Here is a 21,661-nt window from a genome sequence, read left to right on the forward strand (position 1 = left end):
ACGGCCCCTCGGCTCCGGACCGACGGGCAGGACAACCGGCGCCGGACCGACAGGCGGGAGAGCACATGGACAGGCAGAAGCAGGCGACCGCGCCGAGCGCGACGGCCCGAGTGCCGCGCGTGCTGTTCGTGTGCGTTCAGAACGCCGGCCGCTCCCAGCTGGCCGCCATGTTCCTCCAGCAGCTCGGCGGTCGCCTCGTCCACGTCGACTCCGCCGGGTCCCGCCCGGCCGAGGCCGTCCACGAGAACGTCGCGCAGGTGATGTCCGAACACGGCGCCGAGGTCGAGGGCCTGAAGCCCCGTGCGCTCACGGACGAGAAGGTCCGCAGTGCCGACTACGTGATCACCATGGGCTGCGGGGACGACTGCCCCGTGTTCGAGCACGTGCACTACGAGGACTGGCCCGTGGGAGACCCGGACGAGGCGGACTGGCAGGCCCTCGAGCGGATCGTCGAGGACATCGAGCGTCGCGTCGCGGACTTCTGGGACCGCATCCGCCGCTGACCGGCGCACGCTGTCGTCCCAGGCCGGGCGGACCCGACCCCGAGACGGACGACGGCCGCCTACCGGAAGGCGGGCGGCCGTCGTCGTGAAGAGGGAGGGGTCAGGCCCTGCGGCCCATGCGGGCGAGCAGCCTCTCCTGACGGGAGGCGTCCTCGGCCACCTGCACCGGCTCCGCGAGGATGCCGGGCGTGTAGGCGCGGTCCCCGAACGCGTCCAGGGTGGCCTCGAGGCGGTCCATCTCGACGTCCGTGAACTGCACGTCGATGCCCTGGGAGCGGCCCAGGTCCCAGCGGTGCACCACCAGGTCGAAGCCGTGGAAGCGCAGCAGGGCGTCGCCCACCGTGGACTGGCCCAGGGCCGTGGACATGGTCTGGTTGACGAAGCTCTTGTCCCCCGCCAGGGCCTGAATGGCGGCGGAGTGCTTGATCCACTGGACGCGGCGGTCCATGGAGCGGGAGCCGTCGAAGATCGGCACCTCACGGCCGTTGCGGGCCGCGAAGTCGCGCTGCGTGGTCACCATGTGCTCCAGCAGCTGCGCGGCGTCCCACTCGGCGCAGGGCGTCTGCGCGTGCCAGTCGGTCACCTGGTCCACCACGGCGGTGAAGTCCTTGGCGTACGCGGTCCAGCGCGCCTCGATGTCGGTCTGTGCGGTCATGCAGCCATTCTCCCCGGTCAGTGCCCGGTTCGCCATAGGGAACGACGGGGCGAATCGTCACATCGCCGCCTCGCTGCAGGGAGGAAGCGCGCCCTCCCGTGCCGGGACCCGGCTCAGCGCAGCAGGTCCCCGAACCGCTCCCGCAGGCGACGGCTCGCCGGGTCCATGCCGACGATCTCGACGGCGGTCCCGCGCCGGTCGTACTTCTCCAGCACCGAATCCAGGGCGGCCACGGTGGAGGCGTCCCAGAGCTGCGCGCCGGTGAGGTCGATCTGCACGTGCGCCGGGTCTTCCGCGTAGTGGAACTGCGTGTAGAGGTCGTTGGAGGAGGCGAAGAACAGCTGCCCGGTGACGGTGTAGGCGGCGGTGGAGCGGCCGTCGTCGTCCTTCAGGACCCGCTCCACTCGGACGAGGTGGGCCACACGGCGGGCGAAGGCGACCATGGCCACGAGCACGCCGGCGCCCACGCCGAGGGCGAGGTTGTGGGTGGCCACCGTGACGACCACCGTGGTGACCATGACGACCGTCTCGGACAGCGGCATGCGGCGCAGCGTGGATGGGCGGACGGAGTGCCAGTCGAAGGCGGTGACGGACACGTAGACCATCACGGCCACCAGCGCGGCCATGGGCATGCGGGCCACCCACTCCCCGAGCAGCAGGATCAGCGCGAGCAGGAAGACCCCGGCCAGGAACGTGGACACACGCGTGCGGGCACCGGAGGCCTTCACGTTCATGAGGGTCTGCCCGACGACGGCGCAGCCGCCCATCGCACCGAACAGGCCTGAGATGCCGTTGGCCACACCCTGCGCCCAGGACTCGCGGGTCTTGTCCGAGCGGGTGTCTGTGATGTCGTCCACCAGCTTGGCGCTCAGCAGCGACTCGATCAGCCCGACCAGGGCCATCGTGAGGGCAGACGGGGCGATGGTCCGCAGCGTCTCCGCGGTGAGCGGAACGTCCGGGAGGACGAAGAACGGCAAGGACCGCGGCAGCTCGCCCTTGTCGCCGACCGCCGGGATCTGGATGCCGCCGAGCACCGCGACGGCCGTGACTACCACGATCGCGATGAGCGGCGCCGGGACGTTCGGGCCGAGGCGGGAAAGCCCGACGACCACCGCCAAGCCGAGCGCGGTGAGCGGATAGACCGCCCAGGGGACGCCGATGAGCTCCGGGAGCTGGGCGGAGAACACGAAGATCGCCAGCGCGTTGACGAACCCGACCATCACAGACCGGGGGATGAAGCGCATCAGCTTCGCGATGCCCGCGAGGGCGAAGAGGATCTGGAAGACGCCGGCCAGGACCACCGCGGCGAGCATGTACTCCACGCCGTGGGAGGCCACGAGCGGGGCCAGGACCAGCGCGGTGGCACCGGTGGCCGCGGAGACCATGGCCGGGCGCCCGCCCAGCACGGACGTGGTGACCGCCATGATGAAGCTCGCGAACAGTCCGTAGCGAGGGTCGACACCGGCGATCACCGCGAAGGCGAGCGCCTCCGGGATGAGGGCCAGCGCCACGATGAGACCCGCGAGGACCTCCGTGCGCAGCCAGCCGGGGCGGCGCAGGGTGGCCAGCACGGACTGGCGGAGCTCGGGGGCAGGCTCTGGGACGTCGCTCACTCCGCGGACCTCTCTCGCAGCAGGTGTGGGGCGGAATCAACCTAGCGGCCCGGCGCCCTCCCCTGGTCCGCGAGTCAGTCCTTGAACGGGGCAGGGTCTGTGCTGTCCAGCTGGGTGGACCGGAACAGCTCGGCCATCTCGTCCTCGTCGTAGGCGTCCGCGGGGCAGGCGTACTGGAGCGAGACCCAGGACTGCTGCTCCGGGATGACGCGGGCGAGGAAGGTGGTCTCGAACTCCTGGCCCTGGGAGTTGGCGTAGGTGCCGGACAGGCTGACCGCGTCCGTGGTGCCGGCGTCCATGAACAGGTGGATCTCTGCCTCGCCATAGGTGAAGTCGGTCTCGGCGGCCTGCCTGGACAGCCCCTGCTCGAACTCCTCGGCAAGGTCCTGGCTGGCGTCCCGTGGGCTCTGGTCCGGGTCCGGCTGCACGCGGTTCTGGGAGGACGTGAACCGGCAGCCCTGGGAGTTCTGCAGCTGGTTGATGCCGTTCTTGTCGATCACGGAGGTCTCCCAGCCCTCCACGTTCAGGGGGAAGGACCAGCGCGGAGGATCCTCCGAAAGGCTCGGACCGGCCTCGGTAGAGGAGGCGTCGGTAGACGAAGCGTCGGCGGAGCCTGTTTCCGAGGTGGACGGCGAGGCGGATTCAGAGGCGTTGTCGGACGCCTCGGACGCCTCGGTGGCCGAAGCGGACTCGTCCCCGGTGGGCTCGGTCCCGTCGGACTCGTCCCCTGCGGATTCTCCTTCGCTCTGGCTGGGCGAGGCGGCAGACGGCGAGGCCTCGGTGGCGGTTCCCTCATCCGGGTCCGACTCGTCGGCTCCGCCACAAGCGGTGAGCGCGAGGGCTCCGGCGGCGAGCAGGGCGGTCAGTGATGTGGTCCTGGACGCACGCATCGGCTTTTCCTCCATGGTCCGCGGTGACTGTGATATACCTCTCACGCTAGCCGGATACACCTGTGAGGACCAGGGCCGGGGCGTCTCGAGGGCGCGGCGTGCCAGACGAAACGGACGGGCCGAGCGCGACGATCACTCCCGGGCCGTGTTCAGCCGACGAGTTCTCCCACACCTCGAACGACCGCCAGCACGCCGCCGGCGGAGGCGATGCAGAGCGCCAGGACACGTGCCTTGGCCGGGTCCACCCGTCGGGCGACGCGCGAGCCGATGAGGATGCCGAGCGGCGCGCCGAGGAGGACGGCGCCCCAGACCGGCCAGGGAACGTGCACGTCCCCGGGGACGGCGGCGCCGAAGAGGGCCTTGGTGCCGATCGAGGTGAGGTTGGCGAGCAGGAAGATCGGCTGGAGGGTGGCTGCCCAGGACCGCTGCTCCCACTTGGCGGCCACCGCATAGACGGCGAGCGCGGGCCCGGCGACCCCGGCGGTGGTGTTCATGAACCCGGCGACCGCTCCGGACCCGTAGACCGCGCTGTTGCCGGTGAGGGTGAACCGCTGCTGCAGACCGAGGGCTGCGGCGATAGCGATGAGGATGCAGGTGCCGAGCAGGATCTCGAGCCATCCGTGGTCCAGGGAGGCGACCGCCCATGCGCCGAGGAAGGAGCCGGCGATCAGCAGCGGCGCCAGCCGCAGGAACCTGGGCCAGTCCACGTGCCGGCGGAGCATGAGGAACAGGATCAGTGCGGCGACCGAGGCGGCCACGTTGGAGAGGGTGACGCCGGCGATCGGGCCGACGAGCAGGGACAGCGTGGGCGCGGCGATCATGCCGACGCCCATGCCGGCGACCCGCTGCAGCACGGCGCCGAGAGCGATGAAGCCCAGGGCGATCAGGGCATGCAGCAGGTCCATGGGGTGAAGTATGCCGACGCGGCCTGTGGACTGATCGCAGGTGTCCTGGTGGGTCTGCCTACACTGTGAGCCGAGTCACCGCCGACCACGGGGGTCGGGGGACGTTGGGGATCAGCGGACCTGCCGGTGGCGTCACCTGTCGAACGAGACATCTGGAGGGGTTTCTCATGCGCTTTCGCGCATCTTCCCGCGGGCTCGCCCTGTCCGCGGCGCTTCTGCTCGGCCTGACGGCCTGCACCGGCGGTGACCCGGAGGAGGAGGCCACCTCCTCACCCACGACGACGGCACCCGCCTCCGCCTCGGACGGCACCGCCTCGGAGGGGTCGAGTTCAGAGGGGTCCGAGTCCGACGGGCCCGAGGAGGGCCCCGCAGAGCCGAGTGGGGCCGGGCCCGGCGAGGCGAGCGACGCCACGTCCAGCGATGCGGACTCGACCGAGGCCGGCGGCAGCGGCGACGGCGGTGAGTATGTCCCCGCTTCCGAGGACGGCCCGGCGCAGAACGTGCCGAAGCCGCAGATGCCGGAGGAGATGAAGGAGGAGACTCACGAAGGAGGCACTGCTGCCGTTGCCTATTGGTGGGACACGCTCTACTACCTGCAGCAAACTGGTGATGCGGGCCCAATGCTCGAAGTCTCGTCTGAGGACTGCGCATACTGCCACCGGTACGCGTCGGAGCTTGAGGCGCTCTACGCAGAAGGTCAGTGGCATACAGGGTCTAAGCCGCAAGTGGTCTCCTCGCAGGTTGGCGGTGACAATCCACAGAAACGCGCCTTGGCGCTTACCTCCTTGATCACCCTGGGAGAGAGCACTCACTTCGATGAGAATGGTGGGATCGTCAAGGACGGGTCCACGCCGGAGTTCAAAGATGACCCCTGGTACAACGATGTTCGCTTCAACCCAGAGAAGGGGCACTGGGATGTGACCTACACTGCGCCGGGCGGTCCAGAAAATGAGTAAGCCCTTCGCTGCTACGACTCTCACTCTCGTCGCACTGACCGCATCCATGGCATTGATGACGGCCGCCCCCTCTGCGTTCGCCGAGACCAATTTTCCGAAGTGCCAGAAGGGAGAGATTGACGCAAAGGTCCACAACAAGAAGTTCCTCGTGGGACAAGACTGCAAGAGCGACGGTCGAGCCGATTTTTCGAACGGACCAGCTCGAAACGGCTACGCCAAGAAGTCTCAGAGCAAGAAGAAGCCCAGTCACATCCAGGTCTCCTACGTCGACGGGTGCTACCAGGACCAGCTGATGACACCTGACCTCCGGGACTGCAACTACCAGTTGAAGACGTTCTGTGGCGAAGGCCGGCGCTGGATCCGACGCATGGAGGTGAACACCAGGATCGAGGAGAACAAGGCAGGGTCGATCGTCTACGGACCCCGCGTCTGTGTCGACGAAGACGGCAACGTGGTCCCCGGTGCGGGGCAGGAGTCCTTCGACCTGAACGACGTCGCGGGGCTGATCACCGTGCCGCCCCGCCTGCACGCCGACAACGGCGGGCGCGGCATCCGTCACGCCCACACGAACTTCTACACGGATGCGATCTACATCTTGCAGAACTCGACCTTGAACGGTGAGCCTGCACTGATTCGTGCCACGCCCATCGAGTACCACTGGGACTACGGCGACGGAACGACCCGCACGACCGAGGTGGCCGGGTCGAGCCAGTCCGAGTTCAACGTAGAGACGGCGACGAGCCACCAGTACGAGGAGACCGGCACCTACACGGTGACCCTCAGCACCGTGTACATGGGCGAATACTCCCTGGACGGTGGCCAAACATGGATACCGATCGATGGGACGATCACCCGCGAGTCGGACCCGCTCCAGGCCGACATCTTCCGCACGGTCACCCGGAACGTCGCCGACGACTGCGTGGAGAACCCCAGCGCCTGGGGCTGCGGAGCCCCTGGCGAGGACAGCGACCCCGCCGGATGACCGGCGTCCGCGCTGTCCCTTGACCTTTCGCCGAAACCCGTGACAGCCGAAGGCCCCGTCACCGAGCCGCTCTCGGTGACGGGGCCTTCCGCCGTCCGACGCACACGCGCCGGATCGAAGGCTCACGCCCGCAACGACTCGGCCACTGCGGCCAGCCGCTCCACGGAGGCCATGAGTTTGTCAGAGGTCGTGGCACGGGCACGCGCCTGACGCTTCGGGTCATCCACCAGCCCGGTCCAGTCATAGGTATGGATCACGCGGCACCGGTCGTCGCCCTCCGCGATGACCTCCCAGCGCCACAGGTGGCCCAGCTGAGGCTCTCCCACGAGTGAGGGCTTCCAGGCGATCAGCCGGCCCTCCTCGAACTCCACCACCTCGTTGGCACGGTCCTGCCCGTTCGTGAGTGTCATGACGAACACATCGCCGACCTCGTGGACCCGCTGGTCCGGGCCGGCCTCCTGCAGGTTGTCGTTCCCGTCCCACTCCGGCTGCTTCGCCGGGTCCGCGATCAGACCGAAGACGTCGGCCGCCGGCGCGGCGACCTCCCGCTCGGCCCGCACGACCTTCTGCTCACCCTCCGGCGCTGAGGTGGTGTTCTGCGTTGTCTCCATGGGCTCAATGTAGGACCGGCTCTACGCCAGCACCAGACGCCGCACCCCGCCTGGGCCCGGCCGAGGGCAGGCCCCGCACGGAGACCCGCCCGCGGCTGCTGGCCGAACTTCAGGTCAGAGACCCACGGCGTTCACTCCAGCAGTCGCCTGTTCGGCCGTGTAGCCCTCGAACATCAGCTGATCGATCAGTCCGGAGCGGGAGAACGCCGTCAGCTCCAGGTACTCCTGGGCCTTCTTCGCGGCCTGCGCGTTGTAGTCCACGGTCAGGCTGTCCACGCCGTGGGTGGCCTGAGCCGTGGTAAACCCCTCGAACGCCAGCTGCTCGATCAGTCCGGAGCGGGAGAACGCCGTCAGGCTCAGGTAGTCCTGCGCCTTCCTCACGGCCTGGGCGTTCCAGTCGACACCCAGGGAGTCCACGGCAGCCGTGGCCTCAGACGTAGAAAACCCCTCGAACGCCAGCTGCTCGATCAGGCCCGACCGGGAGAAGGCAATCAGGTCGATGTACTCCTTGGCCTTCCGGGCCGCCTGCGTTCCGGAGACGGACTGTGCCGGGGCCTGAGCAGCCGGCGCAGCAGCCTTCTCGGCCGCCGCCTGCTCCTGCTCAGCCTTCTCGGCAGCGGCCTTCTCCGCGGCGGCCTCGGCCTCAGCGGCGGCCTGCTCCTCAGCCTCCTTCTTGGCCTGCTCCTCCGCCGCTGCCTTGGCGGCGGCCTCCTCCTCGGCCTTCTTCTTCACAGCCTCCTCCTCGGCGGCCTTCTGGGCAGCGGCCTCCTCCTCGGCCTTCTTCTTCGCGGCCTCCTCTTCGGCTGCCTTGGCGGCGGCGGACTCCTCCGCCTGGCGCGACGCCTCGGCGGCGGCGCTGGACTCGGCGGCGGCCTTCTCCTCCGCCTCCTTCTCGGCACGGCGGGACTCCTCCGCCGCAGACTCGCTTGCGGCCGATTCGCTGGCCGCGGCCTTCTTCGACTCGTCGGCCTCCTTGGACGTGTCGACCTTGGACTTGTCAGCGTCGTCCGAGGACTCGGAGGCAGAGGCGGAGGCGGGCTGGGACGAGGAGGAGGCGGCCGCCGTCGGGGTGGAATCCGCGGCGGCGGTGGTGTCCGCATCGGCGCAGCCGGTCAGCAGGGCGAGGGCGGCCAGGCCCCCGGTCAGGACGAAGAGGGGCGAACGGGTAACGGTCATTGTCACTCCAGGACGGGAAGCACACCAGGATGCTGGTGAGTCAGCGGACACAGGGTTTGTGTCCATGCCGCGCACAGTACGGCCGGGGCCGGACACGATAAGCCCATGCCCTCACCCACAGCCCGCCGACCTGCCCCGCAGGTGACGATCCGGTGAAGATCTCCCCCGCCCGCCAGTCCTCGCTGGCCTGCGCCCCAGTGAACGGCCAGTGTGGGCGGCACGGGTGCCGGCTCAGGCCCGCGCCACCATCCCCGAACAGCTGCCCGCGCCGGGCAGGACAGGAGTGATCTTCCATGACCCACATGCCGTTCGCAGACCGCGTCGCCCTCGTGACGGGAGCCGGTTCCGGCATCGGCGCCGCGATCGCCCACGAGCTGGCTGTCAAGGGCGCGAAGGTCGTGGTGTCGGACATCGACGAGAAGAACGCGCAGAAGGTCGTCCAGGAGATCACGGACGCCCGCGGCACCGCGGTCGCTTTCGTGGCGGACGTGTCCTCCCGTGAGGACAATGAGAACCTCGTCCGGTTCGCCGTGCACACCTACGGCAAGCTGAACTACGCCGTGAACAACGCGGGCGTCGGCGGCCCGCCGGCACCGGTGGGAGAGACCGAGCTGGACGCCTGGGACAAGGTCATCGGCATCAACCTCAACGGCGTCCTGTACGGCATGCGCTACCAGATCCCCGCCATGCTGGAGGCCGGTGCCGAGGAGTCGGGCATCGTGAACATGGCCTCCGTGCACGGCATGGTCGCCGCACCGAACAGTGCCGCCTATACCGCGGCCAAGCACGGCGTGGTCGGCATGACCCGCAACGCCGCCGCCGAGTACGGCCCGCAGCAGCTGCGCATCAATGCTGTGGGACCGGGCTACATCCGCACTCCCCTGCTCGAGGCCAACCTGGACGCCGAGGCCATGGAGGCCATCGCCGCCAAGCACCCGATGCAGCGCCTGGGCACCTCCGCGGAGGTCTCCGCCCTGACCTGCTTCCTCCTCTCGGACGACGCCTCCTTCATCACCGGCGGCTACTACCTCGTGGACGGCGGCTACACGGTCGTCTGACCGCTCTCCCTGGGCCTACGGCCGGGCTCCTTCCCCGCGGAAGGCGCCCGGCCGTCGTCGTGGTTCCGCCATACTCATGGCATGCCCCTCCTGCTTCCCGACGACGGCACCCGACTCCCCCTCGACCCCTCCCGGGTCCTGGTGGCAGGCCCCTCCGGAGCCGGGAAGTCCACGCTCGCCGCTGAGATCCACGCGGAGCTCGACCTGCCCTACACAGAGACGGACTCCCTGTACTGGGGCTGGAACTGGACGCCCCGGGAATGCTTCCTCGAGGACATGCGGGCCTTGGCAGCCCGTCAACGGTGGGTGGCCGAGTGGCAGTACAGGGGCGCCCGGCCGATCCTGCTGGAGCGGGCCACGGTGATGATCTGGCTGGACCTGCCCGTGCGCACCGTGATGCGTCAGGTGATCCACCGGACGCTGCGGCGAAGGAGGACGCGTGAGCGGATCTGGGGCACCTCGGTCGAGCCGCCGCTTTCCACGTTCTTCACGGACCGGGACCACATCGTCCGCTATGCCTGGCGGACACGACACACGGCCGCTGGACTGGTGGAGGCGGCTCTGGAGCAACGGCCCGGCCTTCCGGTGCTGCGGGCACGCTCCCATGTCGAGGCCCGGCGGGCGGTGCGACGACTCGCGGAGAGCAGCGCAGGCTGAGCCCGGACGACGGCAGACCCGACCGCCCCGCACCGCGGGCGCGGCTCAGCGACCGACCGCGTCCAGATCCTCGATCAGCTGCTCGGCGAGCGGCTGCGCCGAGGCCGGGTTCTGGCCGGTGTAGAGGTTCCCGTCCACCACCACGTGCGGACGCATGGGGACGGCGGCCTTCTCATAGACGACGCCGTTGTGCTTCAGCTGGGACTCGAGGGTCCACTTGGCCTTGCGGGCGGCGGGCACGAGCTTCTCCTCGGCGTTCGAGAAGCCGGTCATGGTGCGGCCGCGCACGGCGATGGTCCCGTCCTGTGCCTTGGACGCGAACACGGCGGCCGGGCCGTGGCAGAGGAAGGCGATCGGGGCGCCGGCGTCCATGCGTCGGGCGATCAGCAGGCCGGAGGCGGGATCGTGCGCGAGATCCTCCATGGGGCCGTGGCCGCCGGTGTAGAAGACGAGGTCGTACTCCGCCTCGTCCACGTCCTCCAGGCGCAACGGTCGGTCGAGCTCGGCGCCGATCTGCGTCAGATACGCCGTCGTCTGCTCGCGCTGGGACGGTGTGCCGCCCATGACGCCCAGGGACGCCTCGTCCACGGTGGGGGTGACGCCGCCCGGCGTGGCGATCGAGACGTCCCATCCGGCCTCACGGAACAGACGGTGCGGGGTGGCGAGCTCATCCGCCCAGTAGCCGGTCGGGTGGACGGAGCCGTCCTTCAGGGTCCAGCCGTCCGCGGCGGAGACGACGAAGAGGACAGAGGTCATGGCGTGAGGATCCTTCCTTCGGTTCTTCCCGACGACGGCACCCGGGCCGGGTGCCCGACGTCGCCTGGGGTGCCCCACTCTTCCCACGTCAGCGGTGTGCAGGGAAGGGGTGAGGGGTGCCCGGAAACGGATGCCGAGGGCATTCTCAGGCAGTGAGAAGGACCCAGTCAGGCGACCTCCTCCGGAAGGCGACGGGCGAGGCGGGGATGCGTGCCGTCGTCGGGAGGGGCCGCGGATAGGCTCGAGGGCATGACCACGCCGTTCCAGAAGCAGAAGCTGCGCTCGCTCATCGCCGACCTCGCCGAGCAGGACCAGTGGCCGGAGGACCTGGCCGAGCAGGCCTCCGCGCTGACTGCCGACGACCCGGTGTACCCGGAGATGGCGAAGGTGGCCGACGGGCTGGTGGCGGCGATCGGCGCCGGCATCCACCTCGGCCCCGAAGAGGTGTGGCCCGGCGTGAAGGAGCGGTTCCTGCAGGTGGTGCCCAAGGGTGAGGACGGTCAGCCCGGCCAGCTCGAGCTGCTGACCTACCAGTGCCTGCACGCCCTGAGCGAGGGCGCCGGGTCCGCGTACTTCCGGTCCCGGCTCGACGCGTTCCCCGGCCCCTATGCGGCGCGCGGGTTCTCCAGCGCGATCGACTACCTCGTGTACTCCGTGGCCGTGGAGCTCGACGAGTCCCCCGAGTCCGTCTACGCCGGCGTGCGAGCCGGGCAGTACTCGGAGGCGGCCCAGGGCTGAGGCACGGACCTGCCCGACACGTGAGGGCACACGCGCGGGCACCCGGGCGGCTTATCGGGCTAGCCTTCGCCCCATGTCCTCCCGCAGCCCGCTGGGCTTGATCCTGATGACCGCGATCGTGCCGGTCCTCTGGGGCTCCACCTACGTGGTCACGCGCCAGTGGCTGCCGGCGGACATGCCGCTCACCGGGGCGGCGATCCGCGCGCTGCCCGCGGGCCTGCTGCTGCTCGCGATCACCCGGCGGCTGCCGGAGGGCCAGTGGTGGTGGCGCTCCACCGTGCTGTCCTTCATCACGATGGGCCTGTTCTTCGTCCTCGTGTACCTCTCCGGCGCCCGCCTGCCCTCCGGCGTCGCGGCGACACTCATGGCCTCGGGCCCGCTCGTCATGGTGGTCCTCGGCCGCCTGCTGCTCCGCGAGAAGGCGCCGGTCATGGCGTACGTGGGGGCCGTCGTCGGGATCCTGGGGGTGGGCCTGCTGGCGGGGTCCGCGATCGCCACCCTGGACGTGATCGGAGTCATCGCGGCGTTGGTGGCGGTCCTCATCTCCTCGCTCGGCTACGTGCTGGCGAAGAAGTGGCGGCCGCCGGTGTCCTCGCTGACGTTCGCCTCCTGGCAGCTCACCATCGCCGGCGTCATGCTCACGCCCACGGCGCTGATCGTCGAGGGCCCTCCGCCGGCCCTCGACCTCCCCGCGATCCTGGGCTTCGGGTACCTCGGCCTGATCTGCACCGGGCTGGCCTACGTCCTGTGGTTCCGCGGCCTCGCGGGGCTGCCGGCGCAGACGGTCGGCATCCTCGGCCTGCTCAACCCGCTGGCCGGAACGATCCTCGGAGCCCTCGTGGCCGGTGAGCTGCTCTCGCCCGTGCAGGCGCTCGGGGCGGCGACCATCCTCCTCGGAGTGGGGCTCGGTCTGCTCACCACGCCGAAGCGACGCCTCAGGCGCTGACCCGGCCCACGACGGCGACCGGCCCCTCCCGCCTGCCCTGCAACGACTCCAGGAGCGAGGCGGAAGGGGCCGAGGGCGTCAGAGGGTCGCGGAGGGACGGGCCTCAGCGGTCAGACGACGGCGCTTCTCGATCAGGGCCTCCCACGGATGGGCGACGCCCTTGAGGTTCAGCGGCGGCTCCAGCTCATCGACCACCTCGCCGACGACCGCGTGCACATCCCCGGCGTCGACGGCCACGGTGGAGACGGTCAGGTGCTCCTTCATCCAGGCGGTGAGACGGTCCTCGGCGTCCGGGGTCAGGGCGAACTTCACGGTGCGGGAGCCCGGCGACCTCGGGACCAAGGCCAGGTCCAGCTCGTCGAAGAGCAGCGCGGCGAGGCTGCGGCGCAGGGTCGAGCTCTCCGTGCGGCCCGAGTGGAAGTGCCCGCGGACGTCACGTCCGAGCAGGGACGTCGGGGCGGCGCCCACGTAGAGGAGGTTGTCCTCGAAGGCCACGGCGTCCAGGCCGAGCTGGGCGATCGCGGCGTCGTCAGCGGCCACGGCGAAGATGCCCGGGACGGCGTCCACGCCGGTCAGGTACTCCTCATAGGACACCCCAGCCGCGGTGAGCGCGGCGGCGGCATCCGTGGCCTGCGGGGTCATGGTGGCGGTTGCTGCGGTGTTCATGCCTCCCATAGTGGGACGGGCGACCTTCCCACCCGCACGGGAGTCCATATTATGGACATCATGGCCGCATGGTGAGATGGTCTCCGTGCCCGCCGCAGGTCCATACTGGTCCGCATGGCCCCCAGTTCCAGCCCCTCCGCGCCGCCGCCCGGGTCCTCCGCGCCGCGCTCGGTCCATCTCGGTGTCTCCGGGGAGCTCGCGCGCATCCTCCCGGACGAGCACGGCAGCGGCCACGTCCTTCAGATCGGCGGGCACATCCAGTCCCACGTGGACCTCGCCCGCCCCGGCCACATCCGGTACGAGTACCTGCGCCGCATGGCCAACGTGCTGGACGTCCTGGCCCCGCCCGGGGAACCGATCGACGTCCTTCACCTGGGCGCCGGCGCCCTCACGCTCCCCCGCTACGTGCAGACCACCCGCCCGGGCTCCGCCCAGACCGTGGTGGACATCGACCGCGAGCTCGTCTCCTTCGTCACCGCCGAACTGCCCCTGCCCGAGGGCACCGTGCTGACCTCCCTGGTGGCCGACGCCCGCGACGCCGCACCGTGCCTGGCCGGCCGCGACTTCGACGCCGTGGTCCTGGACATCGACGCCGGCGCCGACACCGCACCCCACCGGGCCGGCCGCGGCTTCTACACCGACCTGCTGGGCCTGCTCTCCCCCGCCGGCGTCCTGCTGGTCAACATCGGGGACGAGACCGGCCTGCACCTCCTCGCCGACCAGGCCCGCGAGCTCGAGGCCGCCTGCCTGGACGCCCGGCTCACGGGCGTATGGACCCTCGCCGACGCGACCATGCTCGAACGGCTGTCCTACGGCAACGCGGTCCTCGCCGCCGGCGGCCTGCTCGGGGGACGCCTCAGCGCCGACGGACGCACCTGGGAGGGGGCCGTCGTCGAGAGCCGGGAGCTGACCGCGCGGCTCACCGCCGCCGGACCGCACCCGGCGGCCGTGCTGGATCCGGCGGGGACCGCCGGCCTGGTGAGGAGGATCGGCCTTGCCTGAGCAGACCACGACGACGGCGCGCGCCTCCGCCTCGCCCCGCACCCTCATGGCTGTCCTGTTCGCCCTCTCCCTGGTGGCCGGCGCCGTCACTCCGCTGCAGGGGCGGGTGAACTCGGCCCTCTCCAGCGCCGTGGCGGACCCGATCCTGGCCGCGCTGATGTCCTTCTCCTCCGGCTTGGCGGCCATGGTGCTGGTGACCCTGCTGGTGCCCTCCGGGCGGCGGGCGGCGAGCGAGGTGCTCCCGGCCCTGCGCCGCGGGCAGGTGAGGTGGTGGTACTACTCCGCGGGGTTCATCGGTGCGTGTCTGGTCTTCACACAGTCGCTGACGATCCCGGTGATCGGGGTGGCGGTGTTCACGGTGGCGATGGTGACCGGGCAGGTGGTCGGCGGCATGGGCGTGGACCGGCTCGGCCTGACCCCGGCGGGTGTGCAGCGGATCGGCCCGCGCCGGCTGGCGGGTGCGGCCCTGGCGCTGGCGGCCGTGCTGGTGGTGGTGTGGCCGCAGCTCGGTGAGGCGCTCGGCGGCGCAGCGAGCACGGGCGGAGCGGGTGCGGACGCAGGTGCCGCGGAGGGAGCCGGCGTCCTGTGGCTGCTCATGGCCGCGATCCCGGTGGTGGCCGGCTTCGGCACGAGCGTGCAGCAGGTGTTCAACGGCCGGCAGTCCGCCGCCTACGGCTCGCCGATTCCGGTCACCCTGATCAACTTCCTGGCCGGCACTGCGCTGCTGGGGCTGATCTACCTGGGCAAGGCCGTGGTGGCCGGAGCGTCCGGGCCGCTGCCGGCGGTGTGGTGGATGTACATGGGCGGCCCGCTGGGGTGCGTGTTCATCGGGGTCTCGGCACTGCTGGTCCCGCAGATCGGCGCGTTCCTCACCACGCTGGGCCTGGTGGCCGGGCAGCTGCTCGGCTCGCTGCTGCTGGACACCGTGGCCCCCGTGGACGGCGCGGCGGTGTCCGCGTGGACCGTGGTGGGCACGCTCGGCGCGCTGGCCGCCGTGGTGCTCGCGTCCTGGAGCGGAGGGGTGAAGAGGGTGCCGCGGGCCTGAGGGTCAGCCGAGGTCGCGACACTGCTCGGCGCGGCGGCCGGCACGAGCCAGGCCGAGGAGGCTCGTGCCTACGGCAGCACCGAGCCCGGTCAGGAACGAAGGGCCGAACCACGGCGCCCTCCCCTGCGCGGCCACGCGGCCCACGGTGGTCATGGCGGCAGCCGCGGCGGCGGCGGTGCCGGAGGCGAGCAGACCGGCACGCCGTCCGCCGTGGCTCGTGGAGAGCCCTCCACAGAGGGCGAGACCGGCGCCCGTGGTGGCGGTGACGATGTCGATGACCGCGGCGACCGGCCTCGACACCGTGCCGTCCACCTCCCCGACGAGGTTCCAATGGTTGGGCAGCGTCTCGGGCAGCGAGCGGCCGCGGACCGCGTAGTGGGCCAGCACCGCGGCGGCGAGCACGGCCGGGCCGACCGCGGCTGCCCGGAAGGCCGCGTCCGGGGTGGCGGCAAACGGCACATCCTCCGCATCCGGTTCGATCACGCCGAGCTTCACCGCGAGCGCGCCGAAGTTCACAGCCCATCCGGCGCCGACGGCTCGGGGAACGAGGACCTTCTCCGAGGCAGGGTCCCACCAGGTCGCCTTGAGGCGCTCGGCCGTGGGGCGACGGAGGTCGTAGGGCATGCCGAGCACGGTGCCCGTGCCGCGGACGGGCTCGGGCGAGCGGCCGTCGTCGTGGTTCCGGGCGTCCAGCTCCAGGAGGAGGTCCACGTCCTCGGCGACGGCCCGTAGGTCGGCGGAGGCGGGGCTGTCATGGCGGGCGTGCGTGTTCATCGCTTCTCCTTCAGGATCTGGTCGACGCCGTCGCGGACGAGGCGCCAGGCGGCGGTGAGGTCGGACAGGCGCTCGATGCCGGCGTCCGTGAGGTGGTAGACCTTGCGCGGCGGACCTGCCGGTGACTCCTGCCAGGTGGAGGCGATGAGGCCGTCCTTGAGCAGGCGGGAGACCAGCGGGTAGACGGTGCCCGAGGTCAGCGCGAGCGCGGGGTGCTCGGCGAGCTCGTCCACGATCTGCTGGCCGTAGCGGGGGTCGTCCGCCAGCAGGCCGAGGAGCGCGAGCTCCACGACGCCGCGGCGGATGCCGGGGACCGATTTGTTGCGGGACATGGTTCTAGGTTAGACCTAAGTACATTGTGGAGCAAGTGTCTTGCCGGGCAAGCCCCTGCCCTGCCTCCGGTCAGGCCGCCAGCCCGTGCGCCGTCAGACTGCGGCGCAACGCCGGACGGGTGACCTCCACGCCGCCGCGGACCAGCAGCACGCCGGCCACCAGGCAGGCGCCGGCGGTGACCAGGGACACCGGAGCGAACACCGCGGCCGCGCCGATCACCGGAGCCGCCGAGATGAGCGCCGCAGCCAGGCTGAACACCAGCACCGTGCCGAGGGCGGACATCACGGCGCGGCGGCGCATCGCATGGACGGTGTGCACGTCCATGCCGGCCATCACCAGGCCGCTGTGCAGGTCCGCGCGGTCCAGCAGCTGGGCCGCCTGCGAGATCGCCACCGAGCAGGCGGCCAGCAGGAAGGAGACCACCATGGTCACGAGCACACCGGTGCCCAGGTCTGCGGTCAGGTGCCGCTCGCTCGCGGTCAACGCGGCGCCGTCAGCCTGGAACGCATTCGCCATGCCGAAGCCGGCGGCACCCACCGTGCCGATGTAGACCGTGAGCGCCACGCCACCCACCTGACGCCAGGCCAGGCGCGGGTCCTCCAGCACCAGCCGGGCGGCCACCAGGCGTTCGGCGCTCTTCGCGCGGCGCACGCGACGGCGGGCGGTCACGCCCAGCACCCACGGTCCGATCGCATGGACGGCCAGCATCGGTGCCGCCATCGCGGCGATCGCCAGCGCCACCGCGACGGCGACCTCCTGCGCGGCGCCCATCACCGTGGCGGCGACCTGCGCGGCGACCAGTACGCCGACCGCCACCAGCACGCGCACCCACACCACCCGGCGCGGGCGCTGCCGGGTGCGCACGCCCAGCGGGGTGACGGCCACCCGGCGCAGGCCGAGCAGTGCGGAGAGCGCGCCGAGCAGGACCACGCCGGCCAGCACCAGCAGGGTGAGCGGGACGCCGATCCACTGGCTCGCCATCCCCACCTGACCGCCGGCGAACGGCAGCAGGGCGATCAGCGGCACCAGCACCGCCCACCCGGCCAGCCCGACGACGGCACCGGCCGCCGCCAGGACCGTCGCCTCCGCAACGGCCAGGCCCGTGATGGTGGCGCTCGACGCGCCGAGCAGGCGCAGGGAGGACAGTCGCTCATCCCTGCGCCGGGCCAGCAGTCGGGCGGCGGAACCGGCCAGGGAGGTCAGGGGGAACAGCAGCAGCACGAGCGCGAACCCGGAGAGCATCCGGTATATGCCGGCGACCCCGTCCTCGGGCAGCTGGAGGGTGAAGAAGAAGTGGACGCCGCCGGCCACGCCCAGGGTCAGGGCCGTGACCACCGCGAACGCGGCCACCGGCAGGGCCCAGACGCTGCGGTCGGCGAAGAGGCGGGACAGGAACAGGGACAGCACGGCGCGGTTCATCGGGTGGCCTCCTCGTGGGCGGCGGCGTCCGGGCGGCGGACGTCGTCGAGGATCCGGCCGTCCCGGACGCGGACGAGGCGGCCGCAGCGGACCGCGACGTCGTCGTCATGGGTGACCACCACGAGCGTGCGGCCGCGGGAGACGGTGGAGTCGATCAGGGCGTCCATGACGGAGGACGAGGTGTCCGAGTCCAGGGCGCCGGTCGGCTCGTCTGCGAAGACCACGTCCGGTTCGCCGGCCTGGGCGCGGGCGATCGCCACCCGCTGCCGCTGCCCGCCGGAGAGCTCGCCGGGGCGGCGCTCCTCCATGCCGGCCAGACCCAGTGCGGACAGCCAGGACGCGGCCACCTGCTGGGCCTCGGCACGGGCGCTGCCGCGCAGCATCAGCGGCATGGCCACGTTCTCGACGGCGGTGAGCTCGGGCAGCAGGAGGCCGTCCTGGAACACGAAGCCCAGGCGCTCCCGGCGCAGACGGGCCCGCTCGCCCTCGCCGAGGGAGGTGATCTCCAGCGGCTCGCCGCCGTGCAGGCGGACGCTGCCGGCGTCCGGCGCGATGATGCCGGACAGCACATGGAGCAGGGTGGTCTTGCCGGAGCCCGAGGGCCCCATGACGGCCACGGACTCGCCGCGGCCGATCTCCAGGTCCACGCCTGCCAGGGCGTGGACGGAGCCGTAGGACTTCGTCAGACCACGGGCGGTGAGGACCGGCGCCGTGGACGTGGAGGGGGTGATGGTCGGACTGGTGCGGGAGTGCGTCGAACTCATGACTCCAGCATCCTCACCGGGAAACGCGGCGGCATCGGCACCAGGGGCGAACCTCGGTGGGCCCGGATCAGACCAGAGGATGAGTGGCGGGTCGGTCCGCCGACGCAGACGAAGGTGCCGCGGTTGTGGTCTGATCACGTCGGAGGCAGCAACGGCTGCACCCGCGTCGGGCATGAAGCGCCCGGTGTGTGGCGCGCGGCCGGGCCGAGACGGAGCCTGCTCAGATCAGGCCGAGCTCCTCGAGCTTGGCGGCGGTCTCCTCATTGCGCGGCTCCACCTGGTGGGTGCCGTCCGGGAAGACGACCACCGGGATGTTGGTGCGGCCGGAGATCTGATGGGCCTCGTCGGCGCGGGACGGGTCGGCCACGAGGTCGATGTACTCGTAGGACACCCCGAGCTCGTCCAGCTGGCGCTTGGTGCGGAGGCAGTCCCGGCACCAGTCGGCGCCGTACACGGTGAGGGCGGTCTTCTCGCTCATGCCACCAGGTTAGCTGTGGCGGCCCATGAGGTTCCGAGCGCGGCGGCGAGCATGCGGGGAACCGGCCCGGCATGCACCAGAGCAGAGCAGTGCCGCGCGGCGGGCCCTCACCAGAACTGGGTGATCACGTGCCGCATCTCATCCACCTGGACCCGGGCGCGGGCTCCGTTGAGCAGTGGCAGGTGCGGGGGCACGTGGCCGATCTCCACGTCGAACACGACCGGCACAGGCCCGCCGTCCGCGCCGGTCACCCCGGCGAGCGCGTCCAGGACCGCCTCGCGCTGGGTCATCCCCTCCGTCCCCGAGCCGGAGTCCGGGGCCAGGGTCCTGCCCACCAGCACGGCCGCGGCCTGCTCGAACCAGCCGTGCAGGCGCAGGGTGTGCAGCTGCCGGCACACGGTGGAGGCATCCGCCTCGGCGGCCTCCACGTAGACCACCAGCGGACCGTGCTCCCGGGCGAAGGCGCGCACGTCCGCGTACGGCGTTCCGGCGATGGCGGAGAGCACTTCGATGCACCCGCCGAGCAGCGTGCCGGTGACGTCCAGGCGGGGGCTGGCGCCGTCGTCGGGAAGCCGTTCCCCGGACGCGGCACACGGTGCCCACAGCTCCCAGGACGCCGCCCGCTGGTCCCGCCACGCGTGGGCGTGGGCGTCCTCCAGGGGCGCCCAGAAGCCCTGGACGCCGCTGTCGCGCTGGACGATCCGCCGCCCACCCGGGCCGCCCTCGGCCGTGGCCAGCCGTGTCCAGTGCGCCAGGCCGGCGGGGACCTCGTAGGGGGTGTCCATGAGGTTGTCCCCGTGGAGGGTGGGCAGTCCGGCGTACAGGGTCAGCGGCACCATGAGCGCCACGCAGTCCGAGTAGCCGACCACCCAGGTGGGCTCGGCGGCGCCGATCGCGTCCCAGTCGAGCTCGTCCAGCAGGTCGAGCGCGGTGCCGGGACCGCCCCACGGCGGGACGACGGCCCGGATCTGCGGGTCGCAGAGCATGGCCGTGAACTCGGCGGCCCGCTGCCCCCTGGGGGCGGAGACCCACCGGTCCACGCCGAGGCAGTCGCCGAGGACCACCTCGAAGCCCCGGGCGGTGAGCCAGGAGACGGCCACCTCGAACCGCCGCCGGGCGCCCTCTCCCACGCCGGCCGAAGGCGCCGTGACGCCGATCCGGTCACCGGGACGCAGCGGGGCGGGGAAGCGCAGGGGGCTCATGCGCCCAGGCTATGCGCCCACGTGCGCGCCGCGTGGCCGCCCGTCCCAGCCGGCGGCGGTAGAGTCCATCCCAGACGGGGACCCCGCCCCGCCGGACGACGACGCCCCGGTCAGCGCAGAGACGGTCGCCGACCGGAGACGACGAGGGGAGGGCATGCCATGAGGATCGCAGTGGTGGGGGCCGGCATCGGGGGCCTGGCCCTGGCGGCCGGCCTGCAGGCACGTGGCGCGGACGTGGTCGTCCTCGAGTCCTCCCCCACGCTGCGCTCGGGCGGCACCGCCATCACCATGGCCCCGAACGCCCTGCGCGCCCTCGAGTCCCTCGGCTACGCAGACGCCCTCGCCCAGCACCCCTACACCGTGAGCTCGGACGTGGCGGCACAGCGTTCCCCGGACGGCCGGACCCTGACGCTGCTGCCCTCCGAGATCGTGTCCCGCGTCCGCGTGATGCCGCGCGAGGAGCTGCACCTGATGCTCGCCTCCCAGGTGACCGCCGGGCGGATCCGCCTGGGCTGCCGGGTGGATTCCGTGTCCACGGCGGGCACCGTCCGCTTCACCGACGGGAACGGGGCGGCCCGCACCTGGGCGTTCGACCTGGTGGTCGGCGCGGACGGGTCCCGTTCCGCCGTGCGCCGGGCCTGGCCCAACGATCCCGGCCTGCAGGACGCCGGCTACTCCGCCTGGCGTGCCATCACCCGCGAGCCGGTGGACCTCACCGGCCCGGACGGCCTCGCGGCGGCCGGCGAGACCTGGGGTGACGGCACCCGCTTCGGCTTCGCCCCGCTCGCGGACGGCCGCGCCTACTGGTTCGCCGTGCAGACCAACTCGGTGGTGCACCGCCATGACGACGAACGGCACCTGCCCTCAACCCAGCTGCTGTCCCGCCTGGCCGACCGCTTCGCGCACTGGCACGCGCCCATCCCGCAGCTGATCTCCGCCACCGACCCGGAGGACATGCACTTCACGCGCGCCACCGAGCTGGCCGCGGACCTGCCGACCTTCTCCCAGGGCCGCCTCGTTTTGATCGGGGACGCCGCGCACGCCATGACCCCGAACCTCGGCCAGGGCGGCGCGCAGGCCCTCGAGGACGCCGCGACCCTCGCGATCTGCCTGGACCACCTGCTCACCGACCCGCCCGGCCTGGTGAACTCGGATCGGCTGCGCCGCGCCCTCGAACGGTACGACACCCTGCGCCAGCCCCGCGTCCGCGACGTCGCGCGCCTGGCCCGCACCCTCGGGACCGTCGCGCACCTGCGCATGCCCGGCGCCGCGGCCCTGAGGAACCTGACGTTGCGCATGCTCCCCGATTCCCGCGTGGAGGAGCCGCTGCGCAGGATCATGGACTGGCGCCCGCCGCCGCCCACCGGCCGCTGAGGGCTGCGGCCGTCCCTCAGCTTTGTGGTGAGGACACACCCTCTGCCTCCCCTGATTCGGCGCCGGTGACGGTGTGTCCTCACCAGTTCCCACAACGTCCCCAACGACGACGGCCGCGATGTCCTCGGCCTCGGCGATGCCGAGGTTCCCGTTGACGT

Annotated in this window: 24 protein-coding genes; 10 read left to right on the forward strand and 14 right to left on the reverse strand. The window is 71.5% G+C overall.

Features of this window, described 5'->3' with window-relative positions; translation table 11 throughout:
• The first annotated feature begins 65 nt into the window (after nt 1–65).
• Complete coding sequence (locus tag FM125_RS09240) at nt 66–503, forward strand: arsenate-mycothiol transferase ArsC (protein ID WP_087134393.1); 438 nt, start codon at nt 66–68, stop codon at nt 501–503.
• 100 nt (nt 504–603) lie between these two features.
• On the opposite strand, the gene FM125_RS09245 is transcribed toward FM125_RS09240, so the two are convergent.
• The 4 genes from FM125_RS09245 to FM125_RS09260 all read right to left on the reverse strand — a co-directional run bounded on the left by FM125_RS09245 (nt 604) and on the right by FM125_RS09260 (nt 4,566).
• Nucleotides 604–1,158 carry a maleylpyruvate isomerase N-terminal domain-containing protein gene (locus tag FM125_RS09245; RefSeq protein WP_087134394.1) on the reverse strand — a complete coding sequence of 185 codons (555 nt, stop codon included), beginning with the start codon at nt 1,156–1,158 and terminating at the stop codon, nt 604–606.
• 113 nt (nt 1,159–1,271) lie between these two features.
• Nucleotides 1,272–2,771: a SulP family inorganic anion transporter gene (locus FM125_RS09250; RefSeq protein WP_245829936.1), complete on the reverse strand. Its 1,500-nt coding sequence runs from the start codon at nt 2,769–2,771 to the stop codon at nt 1,272–1,274.
• Between the two features lie 74 nt (nt 2,772–2,845).
• Nucleotides 2,846–3,661, reverse strand: a complete 816-nt coding sequence (locus FM125_RS09255) for a hypothetical protein (RefSeq protein WP_087134395.1) — start codon at nt 3,659–3,661, stop codon at nt 2,846–2,848.
• Nucleotides 3,662–3,810: 149 nt separating this feature from the next.
• Complete coding sequence (locus FM125_RS09260) at nt 3,811–4,566, reverse strand: sulfite exporter TauE/SafE family protein (protein ID WP_067189965.1); 756 nt, start codon at nt 4,564–4,566, stop codon at nt 3,811–3,813.
• 167 nt (nt 4,567–4,733) lie between these two features.
• On the opposite strand from FM125_RS09260, the gene FM125_RS09265 reads away from it, so the two are divergent.
• Both FM125_RS09265 and FM125_RS12315 read left to right on the forward strand, forming a co-directional pair.
• Complete coding sequence (locus FM125_RS09265; protein ID WP_087134396.1) at nt 4,734–5,522, forward strand: DUF6318 family protein; 789 nt, start codon at nt 4,734–4,736, stop codon at nt 5,520–5,522.
• On the forward strand, nt 5,515–6,504 hold the full coding sequence (locus tag FM125_RS12315; protein ID WP_245829937.1) for a PKD domain-containing protein: 990 nt from the start codon (nt 5,515–5,517) through the stop codon (nt 6,502–6,504). Before FM125_RS09265 ends, FM125_RS12315 begins: the two co-directional genes overlap by 8 nt.
• Before the next feature lie 122 nt (nt 6,505–6,626).
• Here the strand turns inward: FM125_RS12315 and FM125_RS09275 are convergent, their stop codons facing one another.
• Together FM125_RS09275 and FM125_RS09280 are read right to left on the reverse strand one after the other, a co-directional pair.
• Nucleotides 6,627–7,115 carry an SRPBCC family protein gene (locus FM125_RS09275; protein WP_087134398.1) on the reverse strand — a complete coding sequence of 163 codons (489 nt, stop codon included), beginning with the start codon at nt 7,113–7,115 and terminating at the stop codon, nt 6,627–6,629.
• A gap of 114 nt (nt 7,116–7,229) precedes the next feature.
• Nucleotides 7,230–8,291: an Ltp family lipoprotein gene (locus FM125_RS09280; RefSeq protein WP_087134399.1), complete on the reverse strand. Its 1,062-nt coding sequence runs from the start codon at nt 8,289–8,291 to the stop codon at nt 7,230–7,232.
• Between the two features lie 302 nt (nt 8,292–8,593).
• On the opposite strand from FM125_RS09280, the gene FM125_RS09285 reads away from it, so the two are divergent.
• Both FM125_RS09285 and FM125_RS09290 read left to right on the forward strand, forming a co-directional pair.
• Complete coding sequence (locus FM125_RS09285) at nt 8,594–9,349, forward strand: SDR family NAD(P)-dependent oxidoreductase (RefSeq protein WP_087134436.1); 756 nt, start codon at nt 8,594–8,596, stop codon at nt 9,347–9,349.
• Between the two features lie 81 nt (nt 9,350–9,430).
• Complete coding sequence (locus FM125_RS09290; protein ID WP_067189957.1) at nt 9,431–10,006, forward strand: P-loop NTPase family protein; 576 nt, start codon at nt 9,431–9,433, stop codon at nt 10,004–10,006.
• A gap of 45 nt (nt 10,007–10,051) precedes the next feature.
• Here FM125_RS09290 and FM125_RS09295 read toward each other — a convergent pair whose 3' ends face one another.
• Nucleotides 10,052–10,762, reverse strand: coding sequence for a type 1 glutamine amidotransferase domain-containing protein (locus FM125_RS09295; RefSeq protein ID WP_087134400.1), 711 nt, complete (start codon nt 10,760–10,762; stop codon nt 10,052–10,054).
• A gap of 249 nt (nt 10,763–11,011) precedes the next feature.
• Here FM125_RS09295 and FM125_RS09300 point away from each other — a divergent pair, with 249 nt between their 5' ends.
• Together FM125_RS09300 and FM125_RS09305 are read left to right on the forward strand one after the other, a co-directional pair.
• Entirely contained in the window at nt 11,012–11,500 is a 489-nt protein-coding gene (locus FM125_RS09300; RefSeq protein ID WP_087134401.1) for a hypothetical protein, read from the forward strand.
• A 73-nt stretch (nt 11,501–11,573) separates the two neighbouring features.
• On the forward strand, nt 11,574–12,446 hold the full coding sequence (locus tag FM125_RS09305) for an EamA family transporter (protein WP_245829939.1): 873 nt from the start codon (nt 11,574–11,576) through the stop codon (nt 12,444–12,446).
• A 78-nt stretch (nt 12,447–12,524) separates the two neighbouring features.
• On the opposite strand, the gene FM125_RS09310 is transcribed toward FM125_RS09305, so the two are convergent.
• On the reverse strand, nt 12,525–13,112 hold the full coding sequence (locus tag FM125_RS09310; protein ID WP_070639655.1) for a GIY-YIG nuclease family protein: 588 nt from the start codon (nt 13,110–13,112) through the stop codon (nt 12,525–12,527).
• 114 nt (nt 13,113–13,226) lie between these two features.
• Here FM125_RS09310 and FM125_RS09315 point away from each other — a divergent pair, with 114 nt between their 5' ends.
• Together FM125_RS09315 and FM125_RS09320 are read left to right on the forward strand one after the other, a co-directional pair.
• Entirely contained in the window at nt 13,227–14,114 is an 888-nt protein-coding gene (locus FM125_RS09315) for a spermidine synthase (protein ID WP_087134403.1), read from the forward strand.
• Nucleotides 14,107–15,159 (forward strand): DMT family transporter, encoded by a 1,053-nt coding sequence (locus FM125_RS09320; RefSeq protein WP_245829941.1) that lies wholly within the window; start codon nt 14,107–14,109, stop codon nt 15,157–15,159. Before FM125_RS09315 ends, FM125_RS09320 begins: the two co-directional genes overlap by 8 nt.
• 3 nt (nt 15,160–15,162) lie before the next feature.
• On the opposite strand, the gene FM125_RS09325 is transcribed toward FM125_RS09320, so the two are convergent.
• The 6 genes from FM125_RS09325 to FM125_RS09350 form a co-directional block, all read right to left on the reverse strand.
• Nucleotides 15,163–15,933, reverse strand: a complete 771-nt coding sequence (locus FM125_RS09325; RefSeq protein ID WP_067191190.1) for a DUF1648 domain-containing protein — start codon at nt 15,931–15,933, stop codon at nt 15,163–15,165.
• Complete coding sequence (locus FM125_RS09330; RefSeq protein ID WP_067191192.1) at nt 15,930–16,265, reverse strand: PadR family transcriptional regulator; 336 nt, start codon at nt 16,263–16,265, stop codon at nt 15,930–15,932. The genes FM125_RS09325 and FM125_RS09330 overlap by 4 nt, the downstream gene beginning before the upstream one ends.
• A gap of 70 nt (nt 16,266–16,335) precedes the next feature.
• Complete coding sequence (locus FM125_RS09335; RefSeq protein ID WP_067191194.1) at nt 16,336–17,685, reverse strand: hypothetical protein; 1,350 nt, start codon at nt 17,683–17,685, stop codon at nt 16,336–16,338.
• Nucleotides 17,682–18,449, reverse strand: coding sequence for an ABC transporter ATP-binding protein (locus FM125_RS09340; RefSeq protein ID WP_087134404.1), 768 nt, complete (start codon nt 18,447–18,449; stop codon nt 17,682–17,684). Before FM125_RS09340 ends, FM125_RS09335 begins: the two co-directional genes overlap by 4 nt.
• Nucleotides 18,450–18,669: 220 nt before the next feature.
• The gene (locus FM125_RS09345) at nt 18,670–18,927 is read right to left on the reverse strand and encodes a glutaredoxin family protein (protein WP_067191198.1); all 258 of its coding nucleotides are present in this window, start codon (nt 18,925–18,927) and stop codon (nt 18,670–18,672) included.
• 107 nt (nt 18,928–19,034) lie between these two features.
• The gene (locus tag FM125_RS09350) at nt 19,035–20,129 is read right to left on the reverse strand and encodes an LD-carboxypeptidase (protein ID WP_087134405.1); all 1,095 of its coding nucleotides are present in this window, start codon (nt 20,127–20,129) and stop codon (nt 19,035–19,037) included.
• Nucleotides 20,130–20,288: 159 nt separating this feature from the next.
• Between FM125_RS09350 and FM125_RS09355 the strand changes: the two genes are divergently transcribed.
• Entirely contained in the window at nt 20,289–21,503 is a 1,215-nt protein-coding gene (locus FM125_RS09355) for an FAD-dependent monooxygenase (RefSeq protein WP_087134406.1), read from the forward strand.
• Nucleotides 21,504–21,661 lie beyond the last annotated feature (158 nt).

The sequence above is a fragment of the Micrococcus lylae genome, assembly GCF_900163825.1.
Classification (GTDB): domain Bacteria; phylum Actinomycetota; class Actinomycetes; order Actinomycetales; family Micrococcaceae; genus Micrococcus; species Micrococcus lylae.

Coding starts and splice junctions, on each gene's coding strand:
- FM125_RS09290 (WP_067189957.1), top strand. CDS start 9,431: ATGCCCCTCCTGCTTCCCGACGACGGCACCCGACTCCCCCTCGACCCC.
- FM125_RS09255 (WP_087134395.1), bottom strand. CDS start 3,661: ATGCGTGCGTCCAGGACCACATCACTGACCGCCCTGCTCGCCGCCGGA.
- FM125_RS09275 (WP_087134398.1), bottom strand. CDS start 7,115: ATGGAGACAACGCAGAACACCACCTCAGCGCCGGAGGGTGAGCAGAAG.
- FM125_RS09260 (WP_067189965.1), bottom strand. CDS start 4,566: ATGGACCTGCTGCATGCCCTGATCGCCCTGGGCTTCATCGCTCTCGGC.
- FM125_RS09345 (WP_067191198.1), bottom strand. CDS start 18,927: ATGAGCGAGAAGACCGCCCTCACCGTGTACGGCGCCGACTGGTGCCGG.
- FM125_RS09245 (WP_087134394.1), bottom strand. CDS start 1,158: ATGACCGCACAGACCGACATCGAGGCGCGCTGGACCGCGTACGCCAAG.
- FM125_RS09350 (WP_087134405.1), bottom strand. CDS start 20,129: ATGAGCCCCCTGCGCTTCCCCGCCCCGCTGCGTCCCGGTGACCGGATC.
- FM125_RS09285 (WP_087134436.1), top strand. CDS start 8,594: ATGCCGTTCGCAGACCGCGTCGCCCTCGTGACGGGAGCCGGTTCCGGC.
- FM125_RS09305 (WP_245829939.1), top strand. CDS start 11,574: ATGTCCTCCCGCAGCCCGCTGGGCTTGATCCTGATGACCGCGATCGTG.
- FM125_RS09325 (WP_067191190.1), bottom strand. CDS start 15,933: ATGAACACGCACGCCCGCCATGACAGCCCCGCCTCCGCCGACCTACGG.
- FM125_RS09315 (WP_087134403.1), top strand. CDS start 13,227: ATGGCCCCCAGTTCCAGCCCCTCCGCGCCGCCGCCCGGGTCCTCCGCG.
- FM125_RS09335 (WP_067191194.1), bottom strand. CDS start 17,685: ATGAACCGCGCCGTGCTGTCCCTGTTCCTGTCCCGCCTCTTCGCCGAC.
- FM125_RS09280 (WP_087134399.1), bottom strand. CDS start 8,291: ATGACCGTTACCCGTTCGCCCCTCTTCGTCCTGACCGGGGGCCTGGCC.
- FM125_RS09240 (WP_087134393.1), top strand. CDS start 66: ATGGACAGGCAGAAGCAGGCGACCGCGCCGAGCGCGACGGCCCGAGTG.
- FM125_RS09340 (WP_087134404.1), bottom strand. CDS start 18,449: ATGAGTTCGACGCACTCCCGCACCAGTCCGACCATCACCCCCTCCACG.
- FM125_RS09355 (WP_087134406.1), top strand. CDS start 20,289: ATGAGGATCGCAGTGGTGGGGGCCGGCATCGGGGGCCTGGCCCTGGCG.
- FM125_RS12315 (WP_245829937.1), top strand. CDS start 5,515: ATGAGTAAGCCCTTCGCTGCTACGACTCTCACTCTCGTCGCACTGACC.
- FM125_RS09295 (WP_087134400.1), bottom strand. CDS start 10,762: ATGACCTCTGTCCTCTTCGTCGTCTCCGCCGCGGACGGCTGGACCCTG.
- FM125_RS09300 (WP_087134401.1), top strand. CDS start 11,012: ATGACCACGCCGTTCCAGAAGCAGAAGCTGCGCTCGCTCATCGCCGAC.
- FM125_RS09330 (WP_067191192.1), bottom strand. CDS start 16,265: ATGTCCCGCAACAAATCGGTCCCCGGCATCCGCCGCGGCGTCGTGGAG.
- FM125_RS09265 (WP_087134396.1), top strand. CDS start 4,734: ATGCGCTTTCGCGCATCTTCCCGCGGGCTCGCCCTGTCCGCGGCGCTT.
- FM125_RS09310 (WP_070639655.1), bottom strand. CDS start 13,112: ATGAACACCGCAGCAACCGCCACCATGACCCCGCAGGCCACGGATGCC.